Origin of the sequence: Photobacterium makurazakiensis (assembly GCF_050336715.1) — a bacterium.
GTDB lineage: Bacteria > Pseudomonadota > Gammaproteobacteria > Enterobacterales > Vibrionaceae > Photobacterium > Photobacterium makurazakiensis.
This window is the reverse complement of sequence record NZ_JAKJSJ010000040.1, coordinates 1-25,024: the sequence shown is the minus strand read 5'-3', so window position 1 is coordinate 25,024 and position 25,024 is coordinate 1. Positions and strand designations below refer to the sequence as shown.

25 protein-coding genes are annotated in these 25,024 nt (G+C 41.6%); 4 read left to right on the top strand and 21 right to left on the bottom strand.

Annotated elements, in window-relative coordinates:
* Positions 1 to 102 precede the first annotated feature (102 nt).
* Positions 103 to 1,473: an MATE family efflux transporter gene (locus L4D09_RS17905; RefSeq protein ID WP_428458880.1), complete on the top strand. Its 1,371-nt coding sequence runs from the start codon at positions 103 to 105 to the stop codon at positions 1,471 to 1,473.
* Between the two features lie 262 nt (positions 1,474 to 1,735).
* On the opposite strand, the gene L4D09_RS17900 is transcribed toward L4D09_RS17905, so the two are convergent.
* The 7 genes from L4D09_RS17900 to L4D09_RS17870 form a co-directional block, all read right to left on the bottom strand.
* On the bottom strand, positions 1,736 to 2,554 hold the full coding sequence (locus L4D09_RS17900; RefSeq protein WP_428458879.1) for a MurR/RpiR family transcriptional regulator: 819 nt from the start codon (positions 2,552 to 2,554) through the stop codon (positions 1,736 to 1,738).
* A gap of 28 nt (positions 2,555 to 2,582) precedes the next feature.
* The gene (locus L4D09_RS17895) at positions 2,583 to 3,311 is read right to left on the bottom strand and encodes an amino acid ABC transporter ATP-binding protein (protein ID WP_428458878.1); all 729 of its coding nucleotides are present in this window, start codon (positions 3,309 to 3,311) and stop codon (positions 2,583 to 2,585) included.
* Positions 3,298 to 3,948, bottom strand: a complete 651-nt coding sequence (locus L4D09_RS17890; protein ID WP_428458877.1) for an amino acid ABC transporter permease — start codon at positions 3,946 to 3,948, stop codon at positions 3,298 to 3,300. Before L4D09_RS17890 ends, L4D09_RS17895 begins: the two co-directional genes overlap by 14 nt.
* A gap of 13 nt (positions 3,949 to 3,961) precedes the next feature.
* Positions 3,962 to 4,630 (bottom strand): amino acid ABC transporter permease, encoded by a 669-nt coding sequence (locus L4D09_RS17885; protein ID WP_428458876.1) that lies wholly within the window; start codon positions 4,628 to 4,630, stop codon positions 3,962 to 3,964.
* Positions 4,631 to 4,643: 13 nt separating this feature from the next.
* Positions 4,644 to 5,435 (bottom strand): transporter substrate-binding domain-containing protein, encoded by a 792-nt coding sequence (locus L4D09_RS17880; protein ID WP_428458875.1) that lies wholly within the window; start codon positions 5,433 to 5,435, stop codon positions 4,644 to 4,646.
* A 407-nt stretch (positions 5,436 to 5,842) separates the two neighbouring features.
* On the bottom strand, positions 5,843 to 7,654 hold the full coding sequence (locus tag L4D09_RS17875) for an ABC transporter ATP-binding protein/permease (RefSeq protein WP_428458874.1): 1,812 nt from the start codon (positions 7,652 to 7,654) through the stop codon (positions 5,843 to 5,845).
* A 261-nt stretch (positions 7,655 to 7,915) separates the two neighbouring features.
* Positions 7,916 to 8,260: a DUF1330 domain-containing protein gene (locus tag L4D09_RS17870; RefSeq protein ID WP_428458873.1), complete on the bottom strand. Its 345-nt coding sequence runs from the start codon at positions 8,258 to 8,260 to the stop codon at positions 7,916 to 7,918.
* A gap of 210 nt (positions 8,261 to 8,470) precedes the next feature.
* Here L4D09_RS17870 and L4D09_RS17865 point away from each other — a divergent pair, with 210 nt between their 5' ends.
* A complete protein-coding gene (locus tag L4D09_RS17865; RefSeq protein WP_489686001.1) occupies positions 8,471 to 9,676 on the top strand; it encodes a multidrug effflux MFS transporter in 1,206 nt (401 codons plus the stop codon).
* 68 nt (positions 9,677 to 9,744) lie between these two features.
* Here the strand turns inward: L4D09_RS17865 and L4D09_RS17860 are convergent, their stop codons facing one another.
* The 13 genes from L4D09_RS17860 to parM form a co-directional block, all read right to left on the bottom strand.
* The gene (locus L4D09_RS17860; RefSeq protein WP_428458917.1) at positions 9,745 to 10,221 is read right to left on the bottom strand and encodes a peptide-methionine (S)-S-oxide reductase; all 477 of its coding nucleotides are present in this window, start codon (positions 10,219 to 10,221) and stop codon (positions 9,745 to 9,747) included.
* Between the two features lie 256 nt (positions 10,222 to 10,477).
* Positions 10,478 to 10,864 (bottom strand): hypothetical protein, encoded by a 387-nt coding sequence (locus L4D09_RS17855; RefSeq protein ID WP_428458872.1) that lies wholly within the window; start codon positions 10,862 to 10,864, stop codon positions 10,478 to 10,480.
* A 321-nt stretch (positions 10,865 to 11,185) separates the two neighbouring features.
* Entirely contained in the window at positions 11,186 to 11,920 is a 735-nt protein-coding gene (locus tag L4D09_RS17850) for an SDR family NAD(P)-dependent oxidoreductase (protein ID WP_428458871.1), read from the bottom strand.
* A gap of 2 nt (positions 11,921 to 11,922) precedes the next feature.
* A complete protein-coding gene (locus tag L4D09_RS17845) occupies positions 11,923 to 12,567 on the bottom strand; it encodes a 2-dehydro-3-deoxy-6-phosphogalactonate aldolase (RefSeq protein WP_428458870.1) in 645 nt (214 codons plus the stop codon).
* A complete protein-coding gene (locus L4D09_RS17840) occupies positions 12,551 to 13,465 on the bottom strand; it encodes a 2-dehydro-3-deoxygalactonokinase (RefSeq protein WP_428458869.1) in 915 nt (304 codons plus the stop codon). The genes L4D09_RS17845 and L4D09_RS17840 overlap by 17 nt, the downstream gene beginning before the upstream one ends.
* Positions 13,466 to 13,483: 18 nt before the next feature.
* Positions 13,484 to 14,629: a mandelate racemase/muconate lactonizing enzyme family protein gene (locus L4D09_RS17835; RefSeq protein WP_428458868.1), complete on the bottom strand. Its 1,146-nt coding sequence runs from the start codon at positions 14,627 to 14,629 to the stop codon at positions 13,484 to 13,486.
* Positions 14,629 to 16,143 (bottom strand): tripartite tricarboxylate transporter permease, encoded by a 1,515-nt coding sequence (locus L4D09_RS17830; RefSeq protein WP_428458916.1) that lies wholly within the window; start codon positions 16,141 to 16,143, stop codon positions 14,629 to 14,631. Before L4D09_RS17830 ends, L4D09_RS17835 begins: the two co-directional genes overlap by 1 nt.
* A 3-nt stretch (positions 16,144 to 16,146) precedes the next feature.
* Positions 16,147 to 16,593 (bottom strand): tripartite tricarboxylate transporter TctB family protein, encoded by a 447-nt coding sequence (locus L4D09_RS17825; protein ID WP_428458867.1) that lies wholly within the window; start codon positions 16,591 to 16,593, stop codon positions 16,147 to 16,149.
* A gap of 60 nt (positions 16,594 to 16,653) precedes the next feature.
* On the bottom strand, positions 16,654 to 17,613 hold the full coding sequence (locus tag L4D09_RS17820) for a Bug family tripartite tricarboxylate transporter substrate binding protein (RefSeq protein WP_428458866.1): 960 nt from the start codon (positions 17,611 to 17,613) through the stop codon (positions 16,654 to 16,656).
* A gap of 148 nt (positions 17,614 to 17,761) precedes the next feature.
* Positions 17,762 to 18,478, bottom strand: a complete 717-nt coding sequence (locus L4D09_RS17815; protein ID WP_428458865.1) for an IclR family transcriptional regulator — start codon at positions 18,476 to 18,478, stop codon at positions 17,762 to 17,764.
* 372 nt (positions 18,479 to 18,850) lie between these two features.
* Positions 18,851 to 19,765 carry a GNAT family N-acetyltransferase gene (locus L4D09_RS17810; protein ID WP_428458864.1) on the bottom strand — a complete coding sequence of 305 codons (915 nt, stop codon included), beginning with the start codon at positions 19,763 to 19,765 and terminating at the stop codon, positions 18,851 to 18,853.
* A gap of 165 nt (positions 19,766 to 19,930) precedes the next feature.
* Entirely contained in the window at positions 19,931 to 20,656 is a 726-nt protein-coding gene (locus L4D09_RS17805) for a hypothetical protein (protein ID WP_428458863.1), read from the bottom strand.
* Positions 20,649 to 21,680: a plasmid segregation protein ParM domain-containing protein gene (gene parM / locus L4D09_RS17800; RefSeq protein WP_428458862.1), complete on the bottom strand. Its 1,032-nt coding sequence runs from the start codon at positions 21,678 to 21,680 to the stop codon at positions 20,649 to 20,651. Before parM ends, L4D09_RS17805 begins: the two co-directional genes overlap by 8 nt.
* 476 nt (positions 21,681 to 22,156) lie before the next feature.
* On the opposite strand from parM, the gene L4D09_RS17795 reads away from it, so the two are divergent.
* Both L4D09_RS17795 and L4D09_RS17790 read left to right on the top strand, forming a co-directional pair.
* Positions 22,157 to 23,770, top strand: coding sequence for a hypothetical protein (locus tag L4D09_RS17795; protein ID WP_428458861.1), 1,614 nt, complete (start codon positions 22,157 to 22,159; stop codon positions 23,768 to 23,770).
* A 91-nt stretch (positions 23,771 to 23,861) separates the two neighbouring features.
* Positions 23,862 to 24,254: a hypothetical protein gene (locus L4D09_RS17790; protein ID WP_428458860.1), complete on the top strand. Its 393-nt coding sequence runs from the start codon at positions 23,862 to 23,864 to the stop codon at positions 24,252 to 24,254.
* A gap of 57 nt (positions 24,255 to 24,311) precedes the next feature.
* On the opposite strand, the gene L4D09_RS17785 is transcribed toward L4D09_RS17790, so the two are convergent.
* Positions 24,312 to 24,917: a short chain dehydrogenase gene (locus L4D09_RS17785; RefSeq protein ID WP_428458859.1), complete on the bottom strand. Its 606-nt coding sequence runs from the start codon at positions 24,915 to 24,917 to the stop codon at positions 24,312 to 24,314.
* Between the last annotated feature and the right edge of the window lie 107 nt (positions 24,918 to 25,024).

Here is a 25,024-nt window from a genome sequence, read left to right as displayed (position 1 = left end):
ATGCAATGCATCATACCATCCGAAAATCGGATAGATAGTAACTTCAATCAATCTGTAAAACATCGATAATGCACCACAGAATCACATACGCCAGAGAAAATCATGCAAGAAACCATTCACACTCCTATTAATAACGACAGTATAAGTAAGACTTTCTGGCGTTATGCTATTCCATCGGTTGCAGCCATGCTGGTAAATGGCCTATACCAAGTTATTGATGGTATTTTTGTTGGTCATTACATTGGCTTCGAAGGACTAGCTGGCATTAATTTAGCATGGCCTGTTATTGGAATAATTGCTGGCTTAGGCTTATTGGTCGGCATGGGGTCTGGTAGCCTGATCTCCATTTTCAAAGGCGAAGGCAACGAAACAAAAGCACAGCAGGCACTTTCAACAGCACTGATCTTAATTGCCCTCGCAGGCTTACTCGTTATGGCCCTACTTACCATGATAGCGCCATCACTCCTGATCGCTCAGGGGGCAACAGGTGTGCCACTTGAAATGGGTAGCGCCTATATTGAAGTATTCACATGGGGTGCTGTCTTTACGATTGCGGCAGGTGCCCTGCCGATGCTTATTCGTAATGACGATAGCCCTAACTTTTCAACGGCCTTGATGGTTGTAGGCGCAATAATCAATATAGTTCTTGATTATATATTCATTGCACACCTTGATATGGGCCTAAGAGGCGCGGCAATTGCCACTATTATCGCCCAAATCAGCATTACTGTTGTGGCGGTTGGCTATTTTTTTACGGCACACTCAAAGTTAAGACTTAACTTGTCATCGCTGCGATTTAATCCTGGGATTGCAGCGAAATCCATTGGCTTAGGTACATCAAGCCTATTCATGTACGCTTATTTCAGCTTTATTGTCGCCATTCATAATAAATTATTTATGGATTACGGTAGCGCAGTACATGTAGGTGCTTTCGCGATTTTAGGTTACTTAATGACAATGTACTATTTGTTTGCCGAAGGTATTGCAAGTGGTATGCAGCCACCAGTGAGCTATTACTATGGTGCTGGTCAGGGTAAAAAGATTCGGGCAACACTGATACTCGCTATCAAAGTCGTTGTGCTATCTGGCATTGCATCACTGATTTTCCTAAATGTATTCCCGAATACATTGGTTAATTTATTCAGTAATGGCGATCCTGCCCTTGCAGCAGAAACAGTAAACGGACTTCGTCTACACTTGTTTGCAATGTTCCTCGATGGCTTTATTGTGCTGTCTTCAGTGTATTTTATGTCGGTCAATCAGGGTGGAAAAGCTTTAGCTATTTCAGTTGGCAATATGCTAATTCAACTGCCATTTTTGTATTTCTTACCGCAGATAATTGGCGTAAACGGCGTGTGGCTTTCAATGCCACTTTCAAATATTCTCCTTACGTTGATTGTGGCACCTATGGTTTGGAAAGATATTCAGAAGAAGCAAAACGATGATCTATACCTAAGGGCGGCAACAGCCTAATTGCCACCAGCCTGAGAATATTTTGATTAAAGTAACAAAATAAATACTTCAAGCTAGATGAAAGAGTCAAAAGGATCTGGCGATGTCAGATCCTTTCCTCTGTTGTAGCGTTATCAAACCTCTGTACATTCCTACTGATTCAATTCAAATTTACGCTAAATTTGTATCTGCCAGCCATTTGCACGACGGTCGTATGGAACTAATGCTTACCAGAAACCATTCTTTTCAGTTTTTAAATTTTCATTCTAGGCTGCTCTAAAATTTATTCGAGCTCGTTCAATTGCGAATAATGAGTGCTAATTTTGCTACTAACTTTGACTGCATCCGTACCTAAAGCGCGGTAGGTTTTGTTGACTAGATACGAGATTAAACTCATTGGCACAGCATAGCTGTCCAACGGGTTTTGGTTGCTCATGTGGCAAATAAGGTAGTAAGACACGCTTGGGATATACTTCTGTCCCGATTGGTCGGTGATAAGCAAGGTATCGTGCTCCGCAAGCTGCTCTAGGATTTCAGCGAAGTGGTTGACCCTCCGGCGAATGCCAATAACGATGACAAAATCTTTAGAAGTCACCGCTGCAATGTCTTCACCAATGGTTTGGCCAGGAAAAGGCAGCAGATCCACATTATTTCGACACTGCATCAACTGCTGTCGAAAATGCAGAGCTAGGGGATAACTATTTCGATAACCGATAATTTTGATGCGCTCAGATCTTGCAAGCTTCTCTATTACTTCGGTTAGATCCTTCTCGCCAAGTTGCGCCCAAAGCTGCTCCATTGAACGAAGCTCTTGCTGCAGCTCACTATCATCCATTGGCTCTGTGAGCACAGGCATGCCCTTATCTCGTTCATTTAACAGCTCACTTCTTAGTGATAAATGATTGTCATAGCCCAAGACCCGAATAAAACGGCTAACACTGGTTTTAGAAACGTCACACGCCTCAGCAATTTCATGAGTCGTTAACATCAATATCTTCTCTGGATTAAGCTGCAAGTAATCTGCCAAACGACGATTACTCTTAGTTAGCTCAGAGTAATGCTTTGTTATTCTCTCACTGAGAGGGTTACTTGTCGGACTCATGAAACGCTCCTATTCCCTGTAATATCAGCTATCGTACTGCAGATAGAAAGCTTTGCAACTCAGGTGTTTGAGGGTTAGCAAATACCTCTATACTGTCACCTGATTCCCACACCTTGCCTTCATTCATGAACACAACTTTATCGCCCACATCGCGAGCAAAATTCATCTCATGGGTAACAAGAACAAGCGTCATTCCCTCAGCCTTGAGTTGCTCTAACACCTTAAGAACCTCACCAACAAGCTCTGGGTCAAGCGCAGAGGTAATTTCATCACACAGTAGCACCTTGGGAGACATAGCCAAAGAACGCGCTATCGCAACACGTTGTTGTTGACCACCAGAAAGGTTCGCTGGGTAGGCATCAAATTTGTCGCCCAATCCCACCTTCTTAAGAAGCTCTTTGGCGATATCTTGGCATTCTTCAGCACTCTTTTTTAACACCAGTTTTGGTGCAAGCATAACATTCTCACCCACAGTTTTATGGGGGAATAAATTAAAGCTTTGGAACACCATTCCGACGCTACGACTAAGTAATCTAAGCTTGTAATCGTCGTCTTCGACCGACTGACTATCGACGATGATCACGCCTTCCTCATAAGTCTCAAGCCCATTCATGCAACGCAGCAAGGTACTTTTACCAGAACCACTGCGGCCGATAATGGAGATCACCTCACCCGCTTTGATCTTTAGGTCAACACCCTTTAAGACATGGTTATCGCCATAAAACTTATGGATTTTTTCTACACTAACGAGTGACATGGTTTTTACTCTCCAGGTATCGAGCCAATAAAGACAAAGGAAAACAAATAACGAAATAAAGCAGCGCCACGAAGGCAAAGACTTTAAACGGTTGGAAGGTTGCGTTGTTTAGCATGGTGCCGGCCTTGGTTAGTTCAACAAAACCTATAATTGACGCCAAAGCCGTACCCTTAACAATCTGGACAGAAAACCCAACTGTAGGGGCAATGGCCATACGCATAGCTTGAGGCGCGATGACATGTCGCATGCTTTGAAGGTAAGTAAGCCCTAATGTACGACATGCCTCCCACTGTCCCTTTGGCAGAGCTTCAATACATCCACGCCAGATATCATGGAAAAAGGCACTACTAAATAGCGTAAGAGACAGGATCGCTGCCGACCACGCACTCACCTCGACACCAACCAATGACAAACCAAAGAAGGTTAAGAACAGCTGCATCAATAAAGGCGTTCCTTGAAACACCTCTATATACACCTGAATAACTCGAGTAACAATAACGCTGCGAGTACTACGCAGAAACGTCAACATTGCCCCTAACAAACCACCACCAATAAACGCGATAATGGAGAGCAGCACCGTCCAGCGAGCGGCCATAAGTAAATTTCTTAAAATATCCCAATCGGAGAATTGCATCATATTCTTGGCGCTCCTATAACAATGGGTTCTTAAAAGTGACCTGTTTCACCATGAAAAACACCTGTCGCATTAACATGGATAACAGTAAATAGATAAGTGCAGTAATCAGGTATGCCTCAAAACTTAAAAAGCTTCTAGATTGCGCAAAGTTAGCAGCGAACGTAAGCTCTTCTACAGAGATCTGCGACACCACGGCAGAGCCAAGCATTACGATGATGCATTGACTCGTTATCGCCGGATACACCCTCTGGTATGCAGGAGGTAAAATGATGTGCATAAAAGTTTGGCGATTAGTTAAACCCAGCACTCTGCCAGCCTCCCACTGCCCTTTTGGTGCTGCCTCGATACCGGCACGGATTATCTCTGCACTGTAAGCCCCTAGGTTCACAACCATTGCGATAGAACCTGCTTGCCATGCAGTTAGCTTTATGCCGATTGCAGGTAAACCAAAGAAAATGAAAAACAGCTGTACAATGAAAGGCGTGTTACGGATCAGTTCTACATAACTAGCGCATAGCAACCGCAGCCAGCGTTGTTTATTGATACGTCCTGCTGCACAAACCGTTCCTAGCAACAATCCACCAAACGTAGAGATCACTGTAAGTTGAATTGTTGCCCAAGTGCCAGAAAGAAGCTGTAGAATATAGGGAGCAAGACCAAGTAAATCGAGGTGATAACTCATGAAGACTTCCTAATTAAGCGCCAAGAGAAGCAGGGAATGGTGCCTTCAGCCATTTTTGAGAAGTGCCTTCAAGCGCCCCCTCGTCTTTAGCTTTTAGGATCAAAGTATTGATTTCATTCAATAGCGCTGTGTCACCCTTCTTGATACCGATAAAACAAGGAGAGTCTTTCAGCATAAACTTAACTTGAGGCGCCTTGTTTGGGTTGCGGTTGGCGATTTCGGTAACCACAAGATTACCGGTAGCAATCAACCCAACCTGACCCGAAAGGTATGCTGATAATGTCGCGTTATTATCTTCATAGCGTTTCAATTTCGTGCTTTTTGGCGCTAACTTGCTTAATTCGATATCTTCAACTGAACCACGAGTCACGCCAACGGTCTTGCCTGCAAGTTCTTCAGGTGTAGACACCTTCTCTGCGTCACTACCAAACACCCCTAAAAAAAACGGCGCATAAGCATTAGTAAAATCAATCGCTCTCTCACGTTCTGCGTTTTTACCAAGGCTAGAGATAACCAGATCGACCTTGCGAGTTTGAAGGTAAGGGATGCGGTTAGCGCTTGTTACTGGCACCAGCTCTAACTTCACATTCATTTGCTTAGCAAGATACTCTGCCATATCGATGTCGTAGCCTTGAGGATTCAGATTAATATCAACAGAGCCGAAAGGAGGAAAGTCCTGTGGAACCGCTACTTTCAATACGCCACTCTCTTGAATGGATTCTAACTGGCTTGCGTTTGCAATCTGTGTAGTCAGCAACAGTGATGCTACCAATACGGATTTAATTACTGTCTTAAATACGTTCATGTGGAATTTCCCTATAAATGAAATTGAAACAATTGAAACAACTAAATCAATTACAGCAACGAACGTGCCAAAAACGACATCTAACAGTAAGTCGCTGTTATTTATAGATTTAAATTAAATTATGGTTATTAATGAAATCCACAATGAATAGAGTGAAGAGTTTTATTGGTGCAGAATGCTCGAAAAAGAAGCGATCACAACTGAGTTCAGGATAGTAATTAAGCATTTTTATCCAGGTCAATAAAGCTGAACCTTAAAGAGTGCAAAACGACACGCCGAACGCCCAAAGAGTTTGGCCGTTCGGCGTGCTATTTCGTGAAAGTTACGTCGTTATCTATAGTGTTCTGGGGTTCACCCGCTGTAATCACATATAGACTCTTATCGAATCTAGCGGACGTAAAGCAGCATTAATTACTCATATGCTTAAATTGCAGCTCTACCAAGCGTTGGTATAAGTCACAAGTTTTTAATAATGACTGATGATCACCGATATCCACCAAGCAGCCTTGATCCAATACTGCAATTTGATCGGCATGTTGGATAGTTGAAAGACGGTGAGCAATAATCAAAGTGGTTCTACCCCGCATCAACTCTTCCAAGGCTTGTTGAACATGATGTTCGCTTTCACTGTCTAATGCGCTGGTAGCCTCATCAAGTAACAATATTTTCGGGTCTTTTAAAATCGCTCTTGCGATAGCAATCCGCTGACGCTGACCACCAGAAAGTCTCACCCCTCGTTCCCCTAGGAAACTGTTATACCCTTCTGGCAGATTCATTATAAAATCATGGGCATGTGCCTTTTTAGCTGCCTCAATAACCTGTTCATCCGTTGCTTGTGGGTTACCATAGCGAATATTGTGGAAGACATCATGACTAAATAGCGCAGGTTGCTGTGGTACCAATGCCATTTGTTTACGTAGCTCATGCGGGTCAAACTGACGAATATCAACACCACCTAATGTGACCTTTCCTGCTTGAGGATCATAGAAGCGTTGTAATAATTCAAACAGCGTCGTTTTTCCTGCACCCGACGGGCCAACAAGCGCAAGTACTTTACCTTCTTCAGCCGTCAATATTAGGTGCTCTGCCGCAGCTTGATCGGGTCTTGAAGGGTAATGGAAAGTGACATTCTCAAATGCAACTTCAGAAGAATGCGTGTGAAGTGCAGTGAAACTTTGACTGGGCGCTACAATATGGCTTTCGACTTGAAGTATTTCTATCAATCTTTCTGTCGCACCTGCGGCTCGCTGCAATTCACCTAATACTTCTGAAATCGTCGCCAATGAGGACGCAACCATAATCGCATAGAAGACAAACGCACCTAAATCACCCGCTGACATAATACCGTTAATGACATCACTGCCGCCGACCCAAAGCATGCCAGCAATCGCGCTGAATACAATCACAATCACGCCAGATATCAATATGGCACGCTGCTTTACGCGTTGACGACCAATTTCGTATGCCTTTTCTACTTCATTTGAAAACGACTTTCTTTCTTGCGCTTCGTGACTGTAACTTTGAACAGTTTTGATATGCTCGATGGCTTCGCCCGCATAACTCCCAACATCGGCCATTGAGTCTTGGCTCTTGCGTGACAACGCTCTTACACGGCGCCCGTACACCAGTATTGGTACGAGGATGAATGGGACCGATGCTAAGACAATTAGTGTAAGTTTTATATTGGTCGCAAATAGCATGATGATTGCACCGACACACATTAATGCGCTACGCATCGCCATCGAAAATGAAGAACCGATGATGCTCTGCAGTAACGTCGTGTCAGTCGTAATGCGTGACATAATGTCACCACTACCATTCGTTTCAAAGTAGCTGGGGTGTAGCGTAATCACGTGGTTGAACACTGCGAGCCTTATATCAGCACTTACGCGTTCACCCACTGACGAGACTAAATAGAACCGAAAAAATGTTCCTATTGAAATGCACACCGTTACCGCAAGAATAAATTGAATCGCACTGCCGAGCTCTTGTATCGATTGTTGGGCGAACCCTTCGTCAATCAAAATACGAACGCCATGTCCTACAGATAACGTCAACGAAGCCGTAAATATTAGCGCGACAAGAGCAGCCAATACTTTCCCTTTGTAGGGACGAATAAACTTCACTAACTCAAATAAAATGGCTAAATTTTTGCCTTTTACATTTGGTTGAGSGCTTTTTATTGGCACTGCTTCGTTTGACGTGGATTGAGTTTGCATAGATACGCCTTTCTTTTGCCCGCAACTTAGAAATTAAAGCTGCAAAAACAGCTAGTGCGGTAAATTTATCGCGGYATTTCAACTTATCAAAGTGTCTGTTCTGCCGTCTACTCATCTTTTTATTATTTACAGGATTCAGCCGAACTAAAACTACAACTTGGACTCAATAATAAAAGTGCTGCAGCCAGCTAAGGGGGGCAGCAACTACCCCTGTATTCATATCATATGTATGCTAATCCTTCTCATAACCACTTGATATGATTAATCTACGCTGTAGACCGACTCGTCAAACCCTTCCGCAATAAAAGTAAAATTAGCTGGAATAACATCAGTTCTTAAATGTTTAATACTTTGGTATTCTTCTGAGAACCAAAATTCTTTAAGTTTTTCCATAGATTCAAATTTAAATAAGGTAAATTTCGCATTCTGATTCGGCCATGTTCCTTCTACGTGTTCTAAGTTTTGCTCGAGCGAACCAGCAATAAGTACTTCGGCTCCCGATTTTTCAATCAATGGGTGAACGGCTTCAAAGTAAGGCATCAATGAACCATGGTTGTCTTCAAAAATTGAACTACACACTAAGTACGCAGGTGTTGGGTTAGACATGTCTTTTTCCTTATGTATTGGCATTAACACTAGGATAAAAGTTGAAGTTAGGTTTAAGTCAACCTGAATTTATTATATGTTGAAAAGCGTTAATTCACGCTGTTCCATCCAGCTATCAATATAAAGCTAACAAACATTCAATCCCATATTGACTTAAAGTTAGGTTTAAGTTGTAAAGTGTCTCGACGAAATAGAAATGGGAGTCTTCATTTGAAAAAGCCACAATCTGTGCTGGGTAAAACCGGGATGTTATTTTTCCTCGTCATCATCAGTGCTTTTCCACCACTGACTATTGACCTGTATTTGCCTGCGTTGCCACAAATGGTTAACGTGTTCAACACCGATCAGGCAATGGTGAACTTAACGCTAAGCAGCTATTTCGTCACTTACGCAGTAGGTTTGCTATTTTGGGGGCCGTTAAGTGAAAAGTTTGGCCGTAAGCCAATATTGTTAGTTGGCCTTGGCGGCTACATGCTAGCCAGTATCTTTTGCGCATTGGCGGGCAATATCGAACATCTCATTGCCGCACGTGTACTCCAAGCGTTTGCTGGTAGTGCCGTCACGGTAGTTGCAACTGCGATTGTCAAAGATCTCTATGATGGCCGAGAACGTGAAAAAATCATGGCTACGATCATGTCATTGGTTATCATTGCCCCAATGGTAGCCCCTGTTCTAGGCGCATTTTTACTTCAAGTTGCGTCATGGAGAATGATGTTTGTAGCGCTGGCAATTTTTGGCGCCTTCGCCTCAGTATTGGCACTCTGCTATAAAGAAACGCTCGAAACAAAATACGATGGCTCAATACTGCGTTCTTGGGGAAGACTCGGAGTGGTATTAAAAAACCCAAAGTTTGTTGCCTTACTGACAATTTTTTCCATAACACCAATGGCGATGATGGCATTTCTAGCAGCAGGTTCGTATATCTATATCAACGGATTTGGGCTCACAGAACAGCAATTCAGCTACGCCTTCGCGTTTAATGCGCTATGCGCCTCATTTGGCCCAACGATTTATATGAGGCTATCTCGCTACATTCCAGTTCAAAAAATCATCACGCTTTGTTTCCTTTTCCTTGCTATAGCAGGCGTGCTAACTATCACGATTGGCAACATGTCACCTTTGATTTTTGCCTTTATTGCAGCACCCGCAACCTTAATGGTCATTACGATGCGAGTACCGGGTACCAACTTAATGCTCGACCAGCAAGACCAGGACACAGGTTCTGCTGTCGCATTAATCCAATTTTCTGCCATGATTTTTGGTTCGCTAGGGATGGTATTGGTGTCTATTCGCCCTGACTCTTTAATCGAGAATCTCGGTATCATTCAACTTATCGTGGGCATCACTGGCGGGAGTTTGTGGCTACTGGCTAGAAATCGCCCTTTCGTCACCGAAAAATTGATAAAAGAGTCGTAAAAGAAGCTTCAAAGCCTTGAGCAACATGAAACCGACACCTTGCGTGTCGGTTTTTTATATCCCAGTATCTATACATCTTTATATTTGTGCAGGATATTCTTTGGTATATGGCAGTAATCGTTAGGGTGTAAGGTGAGCCTATCTTGATGTTCAGCATCACTTTTTACATAGTTAGTTAACGGCAACACCTCAATTGCAATCTTGTCAGCATCATCTCGCGCTTGAAGGTAGCAAGTCACTAAAGCCAGATGCTTGGGGTTCTTGCTGTAAATACCCGTTCTATACTTTTCACCAACATCTTCCCCTTGCTTGTTAATACTATAAGGGTCAATGATTTCAAAGAAATAATCCATCAGCTGTTCAATAGAAACTACCGATGGATCAAACTGGGTGCAAACGCACTCGGCATAACCGTCATACTCTCCTAAAGTATTGTCAGTAGAACCGTTCGCGCGCCCAGCTTCTGTTGAGACAACACCAGGCAGCGTCTTCATAAATTCTTGAACACCCCACAGACATCCCCCCGCAAAGTACAACTCTTCCATCATTTCTATCCTTCAAACATTTTTTGTTGGCAGCTACATATAGTAAACAAACTATTAGGCAACCCACACTCGTTTAATTATGTCGCACATTGTTGAACAGAAACAACTAAGATCTTTCACTTAAATGCAGTCACCACATTTGTAAGCTTCTCTTTTATACCCTCACCATAGGGCGAGGGTTTAAGGGTTGCACAACGAAATTTGAAAGAAGAAACACATTCAGGTGACTGTTTATAATAAAAACTATGCTTGAACCTTAAAAGTAGATTCGAAAACCAGCTCTTGCTTCCAGCTCAATATCGAGTTCATCCAAGTAGATGGCTGGGGTTAAATCAACATAAAAGCCCATTGGTTTAACGCGGAACTCTGCACCAATACCCGGCGTTACCGCGACATAGTGTTTATTTCTATCCACATACTGACCACCAAGGAATAGGTATAAAGGTGTTCCTTGTACCGCATATGTTTTATTCACACCGATACCAAACTGATCATCAAGGCTTACATTGACTCTAAAGCCGTTATGTTTCATATCGACTCCCCAGAAAGGGTCACCAACAGACAAACCAATGCCGGTTTCCGCTTTGACAGCCATCGAAGCAAACATCCCAAAAGCCAACATCAGAGTAATTATCTTTTTCATTCTATTTCCACTGCAATACAAAGTCGAAATAGTAAAACGACTAAATATGTAAAATGTTAAAAAGTCAGAGATTTAACCGACATTTTACAGTGCAGGTTAGATTTTATACGCTGCTGGACAATGACTAACCAAATGCTAAATCAGCGAGGAAGCTTTACGATCATATTAATACTTTCATGAGATTCTCCCTTAGGGATATTAATAGCAACAGAGTACTTATCTTCACAGATATAGAGCCAGCACATTAAGCTATATTTGGACAAAAATAAGCTAGAGGTTTTCACTCTAGCCCTGATGATTTGGTAAAAACAGCAATCAGATTTATCGAGTGTGAAGTCCGCCATTCACATCAATTGATTCGCCGTTTACAAATGTGTTCTCTATACAAAACTTTATAGCAGAAGCAACATCATAAGCAGTTCCGTTTCGTTTTAATGGGTTATTTTCACGCCACTCTAAAACCTGCTGGTTGGAGCTCATTTTTTCATGAAATGGAGTCTCTATTATTCCAGGAGAGACTGAGTTCACTCTGATCTCGGGTGCAAGTTCTCTAGCCGCTCCTCTTGTGAAGGTATCTACCGCCCCCTTTGCGGCTGCATATAAAGTGGTTCCAGGGCCACCAAGTCTTGATGCTATCGAGGTTAAATTCACGATACTAGGAGCGTCTGATTTCTTTAATAGTGGAAGAGCTAGAGAGGTCACTTTAAATAGGCTAAACGTGTTCAAGTTAAAAATTGACTCCATTGTTTGCCAACTAAAGTTATCAATACTTTCCCTCGTCACCATTCCACCCGCATTATTGATCAACGCATCAAGTTTATCCGTCATACCAGCCACTTGTTCAAAGAGTTCAATACACCCTTCTTCCGTGCTCAAATTCGCCTTGATGAAGTTAACGCTCTTAGCTTGATAGTCTTGCAATAAAACCGATTGTAAAGTGAAAGCCTCATCAGAAGAATGGCAATAAGTAAGAATTAAATCATTGTTTTCAGCAAGTAGCTTCGCAGTCTCTGCACCAATTCCTGTGCTTGCACCTGTGATTAAATAAGTCGCCATAATTACCCTTCTTTTGAGTTTGCTTCGTTATAAGATTTGATAAACATCTGCGCGTTTTGTCTAATTTCTTCATCTGAAAGATCAGGAGAATACAACGAAGCTCCTAACCCAAAACCATCAATGCCAATATCTAGGTATGGCTTCATGCTGTTAACCTCAGGGTTAATGCCGCCGACAGCAAAACAGAGTGTCTCTTTAGGTAAAACAGACTTTAATGCTTTGACCCCATTGGTGCCGAGCACTGTGACAGGGAATAGCTTAATACCACTCGCTCCAGCCTCTAGCGCATTAAATGCCTCCGTTGGAGTAATCACTCCTGGATAGACCTGACAGCCCGCTTCGATACCCAGTTTAATTACGTCTTCGTTGTAGTTTGGTGTAACAATTAGCTTGGCTCCCGTAGCGATAACTTGTTTGGCAAGTTCGGGGGTTGTTACGGTTCCTGCTCCGACTAAATACTGGTTTCCAAACTCTTTAACCATCAGCTCAATGCTTTTCAACGCATCGGGTGAGTTTAATGGCACTTCAATGGCTTTAAAGCCACTATCAATAAGGATGTGACCTACACGAAGTGCGTCTTTAGGTTCTATGCCGCGTAAAATAGCAATAAGAGGAACATCTGTTTTAGGATTAAATTGCTGTGTCATTTCCAATTTCCTGTTTTATTAGTAGCATGCCATCAATAAAGCATTCATCGCCGTTAAAGAACTCACTCACTTTATGAGTGGTTTCACACGCAATTTGATAGCGGTTACATAGCTTTCCGTTTCCAACTAAGTAGGTCGATTCGCTAACAAGTTCTTTCAATTCACTTCCAATCAGAATTCCAGACAGAAAGTCATCCACTTCCGTCTCTTCTATTTGGGTAAATATTTTTCCGGTTCTTGCTTTAAATATTTGGCTCGTCGCCCCACCATTTTGTCCAGACAACACGCCTTTAACGAATGCAGTATGTGATTGTTTTTGCTCTGGAAGATCTCGACCTATAATGGTGTGCTCTCTGATCACCGAGAATAGTTCTCCCGTCATGAAGGAATCGAACAGCACAAGTTCATCATTTTGAACGATAACGTGTTTGCTATGTGTACCAGGTAAAACAGCAGTAAAGGAGTCACTGTTTAGCTTATTAATAAGACCAAAGACTTGAACCTCCTCACCTCGCATTACATCAAATTCGCCATTACCGGTCTTATGGCTAATACCAGGAACGATATAAGCCATGGCTCCCCAAGGCAGAGTAAACCTGTGTGTTTTATCAGCCAATTTGCTTACGCTCGTTGGGGTACTGACATAAGGAACGTTTACCCACCCATTAGCGCTGCCTACCATTCCCGCCATATAAATAGGCAGCTCTTGGTAATCTGAAATCCAAGCTTTCAACTCTTGCTCAAGCACACTTGCAAATTCATTGTCGGTGACTTGTTTCAATCCCATTGGTAATTCAATGTGCGCATGGACTTTATTTTCATGATTAATTGCAAACGCTCGAAAGTTAGTCGTGCCCCAATCTACAATAAGAAACTCAATATCTTTTTTTGATAACATATTGTTAGAACTCACTAATCAATTAATTTTGTATTGCTTAATAATGTCCATATCGACATCCACACCGATACCCGGTTTCGTTGGAATGGTGACTTTTCCATCTTCGTAATGAATGCCATCACAAATGAGATCTTTTCTAAACGGATGAGATGACTGATCAAACTCAAGCATGGGCTCAGTCGGGTTCAGAGATAATGGATTACACGGAATAGACGCGATAAATTGTAGTGACGCAGCAATACCGATACCCGAACCCCATACATGAGGGATCAGTGTTGTATGACTAGCTTGCGCCATTGCGGCGATTTTTTTACATTCGGTAAAACCACCGCTTGAACATAAATCAGGCTGGATGATGTCTAGCGAACGCTTTTCAAACCATGGGCGATAGCCCATCTTGCCAAACACTTGTTCGCCTGCCGCAATAGCCGTTGGTGAGTTTGATTTTATTTCGCTGTAACCGTCGATATCTTCAGGAGCAAGTAGTTCTTCAAGGAAGTGTAAATTGTACTTTTCAGTTTCATTAATAAGCTTACGCGCCTGAGCTACGTTATAAGCACCATTGGCATCAGCCATGATTTTTATGTCATCACCTACTGTTTCACGCACAGCTTTAATCAGCTTGATATCTTCTTCGATCCCAAAGCCGATTTTTAATTTAAAGGCTCTGAATCCATTCTTAATATGTTGCTTTGCTTCTTCTTTTGAATCTTGAGGATAGTTACCATCAGCGACACGGTAGAATCCCGTTGCGTAAGGGGTAACTTCACTTCTAAAGGCACCGCCTAGTAATTTATGAATCGGCTTGTTAAGGGCCTTACCGATAATATCCCAGAGCGCAATATCGACACCGCTCACAGCATTGATCGTTGCGCCACTTTGTCCAAATGGTCGACAAAGGTTATACATTTCTTCCCATAAGCATTCGACATCAAAAGGGTCGCGCCCTATTAACAAAGGCTTATAACTATGTTCAATAATTGAAGCGGCGATCATTGGGCTTTGAAGCCCATGACAAAGCGATTCACCAAAACCAATCACACCTTCGTCAGTAACAATTTCAACAATAACCGCGCTTCGATTTTTAGCCCATCCTTGAGAAAAATAAAATGGATTGTCTAGCGGTACTGAAATTGCGTGTGGAATTACGTCTATAATTTTCATTAATTTCTCTCAAAGCCATGTGTATTTACATTGTTATTCTGCTTCTTCAACATTCTGTTTTTGATTATTGGGAATAGCAGTGAAATGATAATAAGAGTGAAGAAAGCCCAACAAATTCCGGTAGATAAGAATGTTGAGTAGTCGCCTCGAGACATCAGCAGCGCTCGTCTGAAGTTACTTTCGGCCATTGGGCCTAATATCAAACCTAAAATGAGAGGAGAAGCGGATATATCGAGTTTTTGGAAAAAGTACCCTACTACACCGAAAAACAGCATCACAGCAACATCAAACATATTGTTGTTTAAGGCATAACTACCCACAAAACACAGTAGCATTATGGTTGGTACTAACACCGGTTTAGGGACAGACAGAACCTTTGTGAAAATTCGAACTGAGCTCAAACCTAGAATTAGCATGAACACGTTAGCGATCAATAAACCAATAAAAATGGCGTAGACCGTTGATGCATCGTTTTGGAATAGTAACGGGCCAGGCTGAATACCTTGAACAGTTAAAGAACCAATCATAATTGCCGCGACAGCATCCCCGGGTACCCCGAGACATAGCATCGGGATTAACGCCCCCCCAGTTACGCCATTGTTTGCCGCTTCCGGAGCAGAGACCCCTTCTGGTGATCCTTTACCAAACTCTTCAGGCTTTTTAGAAATACTCTTCGCTTGTCCATAGGCAATGAATGAAGCAATGTCAGCACCAACACCAGGAATGGTTCCGATAAACGCACCCAAGCTACCAAATGGAACACCATTTTTAAAAATGACTTTCCAATCTGAACCTTTTGGGATGACACGTTTAATTTTTCCTGTGGCTTTACTTTTAACACCAATTTGCTCAACGCCAATAAATGCCTGAGACATAGCAAATAGGCCAATCATGACTGGTATGAAATTGATGCCGGAATACAAGTTAATATTGTCAAAAGTAAAACGCATACTACCCGTGATATCATCCAGCCCGATCGTGGCGATGAACATACCAATGAAACCACTGATCAAACCCAAGAATATGGATTTACCTGATATTGATGAAATAATGCACAAGCCAAATACAGCCAGCATAAAAAACTCTGGAGCGCTGAACTTAAGAGCAAAGTCAGCTAATACTGGTGCGATCAAAATTAGGAAAATACAGCTAATTAACCCACCAATGAATGAGCTGATCGTTGAGATCCCCAGCGCTCGACCAGCCTCGCCCCGTGACGCCATTTTATAGCCGTCAAGAGCGGTCGCCGCAGATGCTGGTGTTCCTGGGGTATTCAGCAGTATTGCCGATAATGAACCACCATAAACCGCACCAACATACACACCAATCAACAAAAGAATACTTGGAACGGCATCCATCCCAAACGTTAACGGCAGTACAAGTGCAACACCCATCGTGGTTGTTAATCCCGGTAGGCAACCAATACACATGCCACCTGCAACGCCTACTAGAAGATATAAAATGACGTTTGGCTGTAATACCAAGTCTAATGCTTCAATTAACACGTTATATATTCCTTAAAACAAGATTCCAAACCGGAATGGGACATTGAGTGCATAGTTAAATACGCCGTACACCATGCCAACGATGGCGATTGAAAATAACATTCGTTTAATTACTGGAATATCACTAAACCAAGTAAACAGTCCAAATATTAATGCTAACGATGTCACTACAAAACCAATCGTATTCATAAGAATCAAATAACCAACGAGAATTCCCATTGTTATATAAACTCTTATATTATCGCGATTAAGAAGCTCTAATGGTTCGCTATCTGTTTTTCTAAACGTTTTAATAAATAAAATACAACCTGATATCAATATGGCACAAGAGATAATCATGGGCCATACTGCTGGGCCAGGAACACCTCTACGAGAATTTGGCAATTCGTTCGATAGATATAAAGCCATAAGAGAGAAAAAAATAAAAATTACAGCTGAAATTAAATGAGCTTTACGCATAATTATCGCCCCTACATTTGTGAAGCTTATTCGTTAAAGAATAAGCTTCACAGGTATTGCTTAGTTAAGCTCTAGTTTAGTAATGAGTTCTTTGAAGAAAATATCTTCACGCTCTAATTTTTTCGCAAACTCATCTGATTTAATGATTTCAATATCATTGTTTGTGTTTGCCATAAATGTTTTAAATGTGTCAGTTTCAACGGCTTCTAAAATTGCATCAGTCAAGAAATCAACCGTTGATTGTGGTGTACCTTTAGGAACCATGAAACCACGCCACGTGCCAATCTCTACGTCGTAGCCCAGTTCTTGTGCAGTAGGAACGTTAGGCGCATCTTTTAAACGGTTAGGCGCTAAAACAGCTAGTGAACGCAACGCTCCCGCTTCGACTTGAGATGCTACTTCTGCATAGGAAACTGAAACCGCGTCTAAGTGTTTACCAAGTAAAGCTGTGATTGCCGCAGAGGAGCCTTTATAAGGGACGTGTGTAAATTGTGTATCGGCTTTTACCTCTAAGCCCGCGCCAGCAAGATGCCAAATACTACCTGCACCAGAGTTACCAAACAGTAGATTGTTGTCTTTAGAGGCTTTAATAAGGTCTTCTAGCGTTTCATACGGCGAATCAGCAGGTACCGTGATTGCTGCGTAGCCAGAGTTTACAATCGCAAGCGGCGTTAGCTTTGCGTAGTCAAGGTTCGATCCGTAACCTTGGTGCGGAAGCATCACAAGCTCAGGCGCAACCATACCGATCGTTCGGCCATCAGGTTTACTATTTTGAGCATAAGACATACCAATAGCACCCGCTCCACCTGTACGGTTTTCTGCCGCGATGCCTTCTGGAAACTTATCTTTAAGTGCTTCTACCAGTGCACGACTTACACTATCTGAACCACCACCCGCAGAGTACGGAACAATGACTTTTACTGGTGCATCAGGGTAAGTAGAAGTAGCGCCTACAGTCGTAGCAATCGATGCGCTCGCGATAACAGCAGACATCAATACATTTTTAAAAAGTTTATTCATTATCATAACCTTATTATGGTAGGGAGAAGCTTCTTTGGCTTCATGAGGTATTTATATTGAGGTGCTTAATTAGTTTATGACATTAAATATCATTAAAACTAATTAAACGGCCCATTATGTAATTAACACGGATAGTGTTAATTAATTCTTAATTTATTTGTTCTGAAATTCTTTCACTGTAACTTTGAATTATAGGGATAAGTTCATTCATTCTCTGTTCATCCATATAATCTTTAATACTCGTCACTGAGATAGCCGCTATAATATTACCTGTCTTATTTCTAATAGGTGCAGCAACACAACGAACAAAATCTTCATTGTCTTCTAAGTCAAAGCTATAACCACCACGGGAATAAGATTCCATTCGACTTATCATCTCTTCCGTTTTATTGGGTATCTGTTCTTTAATTAATCGATGGCATTCCGTTTTAGGCATATCTATCATTAATGATTTACCAATTCCCGTTACTGCAATTGGAAGTCGGTCTCCAACTTTAGAGCGTAACTGAATGGTTCTATTTCCAGGAATCTTGTCTAGATAAAATATCTGGTCTTCATCTTTTATGCCTAAATGAACCGTATCATTCGTTAGGTTTTTTAATTCTTCTAGAAACGGTCTTGCTATATGTTTCAGAGGCATTGATTGTGTTGCAATGTTTCCTAAAGTGATGAGCTTCGTACCTAGAGTAAAACCTATACCTTTAACATCACGAATGAGATGTTGAGAGATCAGTGTTTGTAGCATTCTATGAACGGTAGTGGTCGGTATCTCCACTCTTTCAGAAATTGCTTTTAGATTTCGGTCCCCCATTGCAACCGCATCAATAATACTAATCGCTTTGACCACAGACTGATTCTGGCTCATCACTACTCTTCTAATCAAATTGTCAGTAAAGCTAATATAGTGTTTTACGAATGTTGTAATTGTGATCGCAATCTCGATTCCATTTGGTGAAATTAGATTTCCACATAGTGGAATTTTCAAACTAAATTAAATAGCATTACGAAAAATTGTGATCTGTTTAAGCCATGGCGGGGGAACGATCTACGTTGGTTATTGGGGTTAAAGAAGATAACTTTAGTTCTAACTTTAAAGGGGAAAGTTCATTAGTATCCAGTTCGGTACCGACTCGCTAACTCACTTTGGGGCAGAACTAAGCTAGAGGCTTTGCTTTAGTTCTGCTGAGCTGATTAGCTAAACGAGAGCTGCTTCTATCAACTCGTTACATCATACCCACTAGATAAGTACTGCCGTTTGAATTTCTTTTGATTTCATCGCATGCTGATACCCTATTTTTGTTATACGCATTGGCGTTACTGGCATGCCATAGAAATCTTTTTTCGCCCCCAGTACTTCTGCACCGATCTCTTTTACAATACTGACTGTTGTATCGCGAGCATCGATTAAAATTTCATCTTCTTCTACGAGCATGTTACCTAAAGAGTGATGAGCAAGGGACTTACCAATTCCAAGCCCTCGAAATCGATTGTCTACAACAAAACGTCCCCAGTGCCATACCCCACTCTCCTCCCAACACGCGACGGCCCCTAAAACATACTCGCCTGAACGTGCAATCCACCACTTTTGAGGAATATCAGCTGAAAGTGGCACTAAATGCTGTGGAATACTTTGCTCACCGGAGAATGTATCACTTAGCAGAGCGTCGATTTCAGCACTGTATATAGGCGTTAACTCTTCAATTTGAACTCGTGCTTTGTTATTGGTCGCATTTTTACGGAAGGCACTCAGCCTAAGCGTTCTTAAACCATGAATGACATCTTGTATTTCTTCTGAATCAAGTAAACCTAGCATTTGAGACACTTCAGCATTGGCTGCATTGTCGGCTTCTTTTAGCCTATCTAAACCCTCAGATCTTAACGCTAAGATCTTCTGTCGCTTATCACTTGGGCTTGGTAACACCTCCACATATTCTTTCTCTACCAGCGTATTCAATGTTCTGCTAAGCGACGCTTTTTCGATATTCAGCTGAAGACATAACTCTGAAAAGGGTGTTTGCCCATTTTTTCGTAGGTAGGTTAAAAGGTGCGATTGCGTAAGCGACATACCTGAATTTAAGCAATTCTTATCAAGCAAACCTAGCTCTCGGACTAAGTAACGTAACTCGCTCCTAATTTGTTTTACTGATGACATAAATCCAACTCAAACTTGTTGATAGTATCAACAAGTTTGCACGTAAAGATGAAAATATCAACTCCAATACACTATTAGTATGATTTTCAACCATAAAAAAAGGATCTGACAAAGTCAGATCCTTAGAGTGCTATCAATCTAGATTAGTGCAAACGCGTTAGTTAATTAAAAAATGCCTTTCTTTTTAATCTTTTGAACATGCGCTAGACGCTCATTTAAATCGATAACAGGTTCAGCCTCTTCTTGCTCTGAATTAGCTTTGGTACCAACCGTATTTTTCGATAAATTTCTTATCAACGCCTGTTGAGATGCCAACATTGTTTTTAATTCTGCCAGCTCTTTCGCCTGAGAATCAATCATATTGATTAACTGGCTATTTTGTTCTGCCGTCGTCGACATCGCATCAGAAACTGCGCCAATAACATTTTCAGTTTCAATCAATAATGATGAAACAGGCGTTGAGCCAAGCTGCTCACGCGTTAAGGCTGACTCGTCTTTAACTTGCTGACAAATAGAATTTTTAAGCATCTCAAACAACTCAGCTTGATCGGCATTGCCTGCTGCTGAATCGCTGCTTGCACTGTTATACCCCAAACCTTTAAGTGTGTTACCTAAGGTAAATTCGGTTACTTGTGCTTCTGTTAGCTGCACACTCAGTTGCTGTGAGAGTTCAGGATTCAGCAAATGTAAAAACAACCCACTTAAGTACACTTGCTTATGTACATGTGTCGCATTGTGTAAAGCTACGCTGTTTTCATTACCTGTTGCTGTGTTTAGCCTCGTTAATTCTTCAGCCCACTGATGTAGCACTTTACTGGCGTAAAGATCTGCAGGGTTATTCAGTGGGTCTAGAAAAATCGAATAGCTGATACGCTTTAGACGATTAGACATTCACCGCCTCTTGTTCTGGCATGTTTACCGCTTCACCATCTGCATGATACAGACAAAGCTCACGAGCCAACGCTTCTTGTGGAGTGTCGACTAGCACAACGCGATCACCTAGGGTTTCATAGGCTTTTTTCACCGCTGGATAAATTAAGCTTGCGCCACCACCAACGAGGTATACTCGGTTCGGGTTTTTCGCAAATTTCTTCGCTTCATACGCAACCTGCTTGCCAAGTTCATCGATTTTAGTTTCAATCTTTTCAAGAATAAGCGGTATCTGGCTTTCATCATTTACAACGTCTCGTACAAAGTCGAGATTTCCACGTTGTTTTATTAATTCGTTCGCCACTAGGTAACTTGAATCACTGTCTGCTACAGCAAGTGATTTGCGAGCCACATCGGTCACCATAGAAACGCCAATTTCATTATTACCGTATATAGCGGATACATCATCGAATTCACCGACAATCACCCCCATATCGAGTGTAGTACCGCCGATGTCGACGACTAACGAACGGTTAAACTGACTAACAGCCTGCATGGTAAGCGTTGAAAGGACAGCTGGTAGGCTTTCTGGCATTACTTCAACATCAATAATGTCGAACAGGTCGCCTTTATTTAATTCGATTTGGCGCATAAGATTATCACGCTTACGAGCAATTTTATCTTCGTTTTTCTGGCAGTCTTCAGCGTTGTAATACTCAGTAATTGGTAGTGTAACCACCAGCTTGACCGGTCCAGGTACAACCCCTGTTTGTAGCAAGGCATGATGCACAGATAGTAGATTCAAATCATCATACTGGTAATCAACGTGTGTCGTTTCCAATGCCTTGTCGGATGTCATGTCGTAGGTATATTTGGTCGAGCCAATCGTGTAGTTAAAGATCTTTTTATCTTTTCTTAACGCAGCACTCTTCCAGTTCTTACGAAACGAGTTCGGGGAAATAACGGTATGTAGTTCACCATTTTCAATCCAACTCACTTTAACGTTGGTTGAGCCGTCATCAACTGCAAATTTACGTGGCGTCATCGTGATCCTGCTTCTATTCTCAATGCGATAAATACTTGTCTGCGCGGAAGTTAATAAAAACCTAGCCATGATGGCAAACCCAGTACTTGTGAATTGAAGCGATACAACAAAAAGAAAATATTCTGAATTTTTATTTAAGTCTGAGTTAATTTGGTCGATCTGGTTTAATTAATAGCAATTAAATGTCGCCAAATACGTTTATATTTAGCCGAGACAGTAGAGTGAAGGCGCAGCTTCCTTGCAGCTTTTTTATTTCCCTTTCTACACGTCATGTAGTCGGTGTTAAATTACTTAGCATTAATAATGCATCTTAATCAATTGCTGTATTAGTATCTTCCTGCTTTAAATCTTGCCATTACAGTCATAACTTTATATACATAGATTACTATTTAGTCAGTCGCGAAAATGAAATATCACTGAAATTAAACCTTAATGGATTCACCTTATTTTGTGAGTCAGATAATTATGAGGTGTGTATGTTCATTAATAACATTAAAATGCGTAAAACTGCTTTATGTATAATGTCGGTTTTACTTGCAGGTTGTAATTCTAGTTCCAACTCAACTGATGACAAAGTTACGCCTACTGGGCGCTGGATGTCTGGGGATTTACACGTTCACAGTACCGTTTCGTCAGATGCTCGAGATACAATGGTTGATATTCTTTATCACGCCTTTGATGAATTCAACCTTGATTATGTTTTCTTCTCTAACCACATGCGTGATAGCAGCCAAGATCATCAAGATAATGATGTTGGTAAACAACTCTATTATGAGGCAATGCGTAAGTACGAATTGCCTGAAATTAAGTATCTAAAAAACAGGCTCTACGCAGATAAAATAATAAATACCACGTTCGAGTGGGATATGCCGGGGCACGAGCACTACAATATCGGTATTATTGGTTCACCAGAACAACAAGAAACAATCCTAGAAGCCGTTAAACTGTTTGAATACAAGTTTAGCTATCAAAACAGCGTTGACCTTTTTGACTCTGCAGATATTGCAAGGTGGGATGAGTTAGGTATTAAACGTTATAACGGTGAAGATAAAGATCAAGCAGGTAAACATCAAGACGCGATTAAAGCACTCGCATGGCTACAAGAGAACTATTCAGGTTCTAGCTATGGATTGCTAAACCACCCTCTTCGTTATGAAAATAGTTACACCATTGCGGATATTCGCGATCTAAACAATGCTGCACCTGATGTTTTCTTCCTTATTGAAGGTATGGTTGGTGGGCAGTTTGGTAATGGCCGTGGCGATTATTCCCTTTCAGGTGGAAGCGCTGGTGTATTTGGTGGCGTAGACCCAGTAGTCGCTAAAGTAGGTGGTTGGTGGGATGATCTGCTAAGTGAGGGGCGTAAGATCTGGAATGTCGCCAATTCCGATCATCACTTCAAAATTCGCGAACCCTATACTAGTAGCTACTATCCAGGAGAATACGCGAAGAACTACACTTTCGTTAAGGGTGAAGATGAGCAAGCAATCCTAGAAGGTCTTCGTTCAGGACAAAGCTTTGCTGCCTATGGTGATTTAATTAATGCCTTAGATTTTACGATTAGCACTAATGGTGAACAAGCATCAATGGGAGACGAGGTTCACGCTTCTTCTGGCGATAAAGTAACGATCACTGTTCGTTTCAAGAGCCCAGAAAGTAATAACCTAGAAATCTCAGCCGGTGATGGTTACTTTGGCATTGGTGATAACCCAGGCGTACACCATGTCGATCTGATTGCAGGTGCAGTGACTGGTATGATTGATGCCGACTCGCCTAAATACGACAGTGCCAATAACTCAGATGCTAAAGTGGTTAAAAGCTTCACAAAGAGTGACTGGAAAGTTGATAACAACGGTTTCTTCACAATGTCATACACATTTGAAGCTGCTCGTAATGAATATTACCGACTACGAGGCACTTCATTAGATTATAACGTTGACGGACTAACTATTGATGGTGAGCCCCAAAGATGGCTTGGCCTAGAGAAAGACACTGATGAGAGCGATCTCGCATTTCGTAATCGTGTAAATAAACGCACTTATCAAGATGTCTGGTTCTATAGTAATCCTGTGTATTTATCATTGATGTAGTCCACTGCAACAATAAATTATGCGATCTTGATTCTTCTCGAACAAGATCGCTTGTTTCGCATTCATCCCCACTCAAAATAAGCTGTAATACATGAAAAATTTAATTATCTTTTTCTTCTTCGTTGCTTCATTTCAAGCCTATGCTTGCCTTGATGAGCGATTTCACGGTGACTTCCTTTCCCCACAAGGAATGCCGCATAATACATCACTTCATGTGCCAACCTTGGTTGAAGGCGAGAACGGCAACGTTGAATTTGATATTCAAATTGAAACGCATCGTGAAATCGATTCACTGGCCATCAAGCTAGTACCAAACCCTAGAGTTAAGATTGCAGGTGACGATGCGTTGTTAATCATTGACCAGTTATCACATACCGTAAAAGCAACCGTGAATGAAGGGCAACGAGGTGCAATTCGTTTGTTAGTTACTGGAAGTATTGATGGAACAGAGTTTCTTGAAAACCGCTTTATCATGGTTATGTAACGTATAAACACCTATATACGAGCCTCTAACCCATGTTAGGGCTTACACTGTATACGATTAAGCGTCTACAACTATAACTTCACCAGTAATAAACCCATCAACCGAACGCTCAAATGCTTTACCAACTAACGTACTAGGTACAGGCTCAAATCCAGGCATCATGTCGCCGTAAACATCCCACGCTTCTGCTAGAACCGTTGGGTTTACCACATTGATTCGAGTGTTTCTTGGCATTTCATAAGCAACACATTTAACGAAGGTATCAATCGCACCGCTTGTTGTTGCATCTGCAATAGCGTACGGAATTGGCTTAATGTTCAAAATGCCACTGATTAACGTAAATGAACCACCATCGGCAATGTACTGCTGACCAATCCGAACGAGGTTAATTTGCCCCATCATTTTGCTCATGACTGTTGTCATCCATTGCGCTTCTGTCATCTCGGTAAAATCAGCGTATTCACAAACGCCAACGGTATTAACAACAGCATCAAAATGCCCTACTTTTTCGTACAGCGCCTCAATGGATTTTTCGTCGGTAATATCAACAATGTGGTCTACATCGCCAGAACGACCAGCGGTGATAACCTTATGATTACTAAGACCTGTAAGCGCTGCTTGACCCATTTTACCTAGAGCACCAATTAAAATTACTGTTTTCATTTTTATCTCCAACCGCTGAATTAACTTGATGGAATAAGCTTAAGCATTTGGTCTAACAAATAGAAACAATCGTTATTTGTTAGTGATACAAGTTTTTATTGTTATAT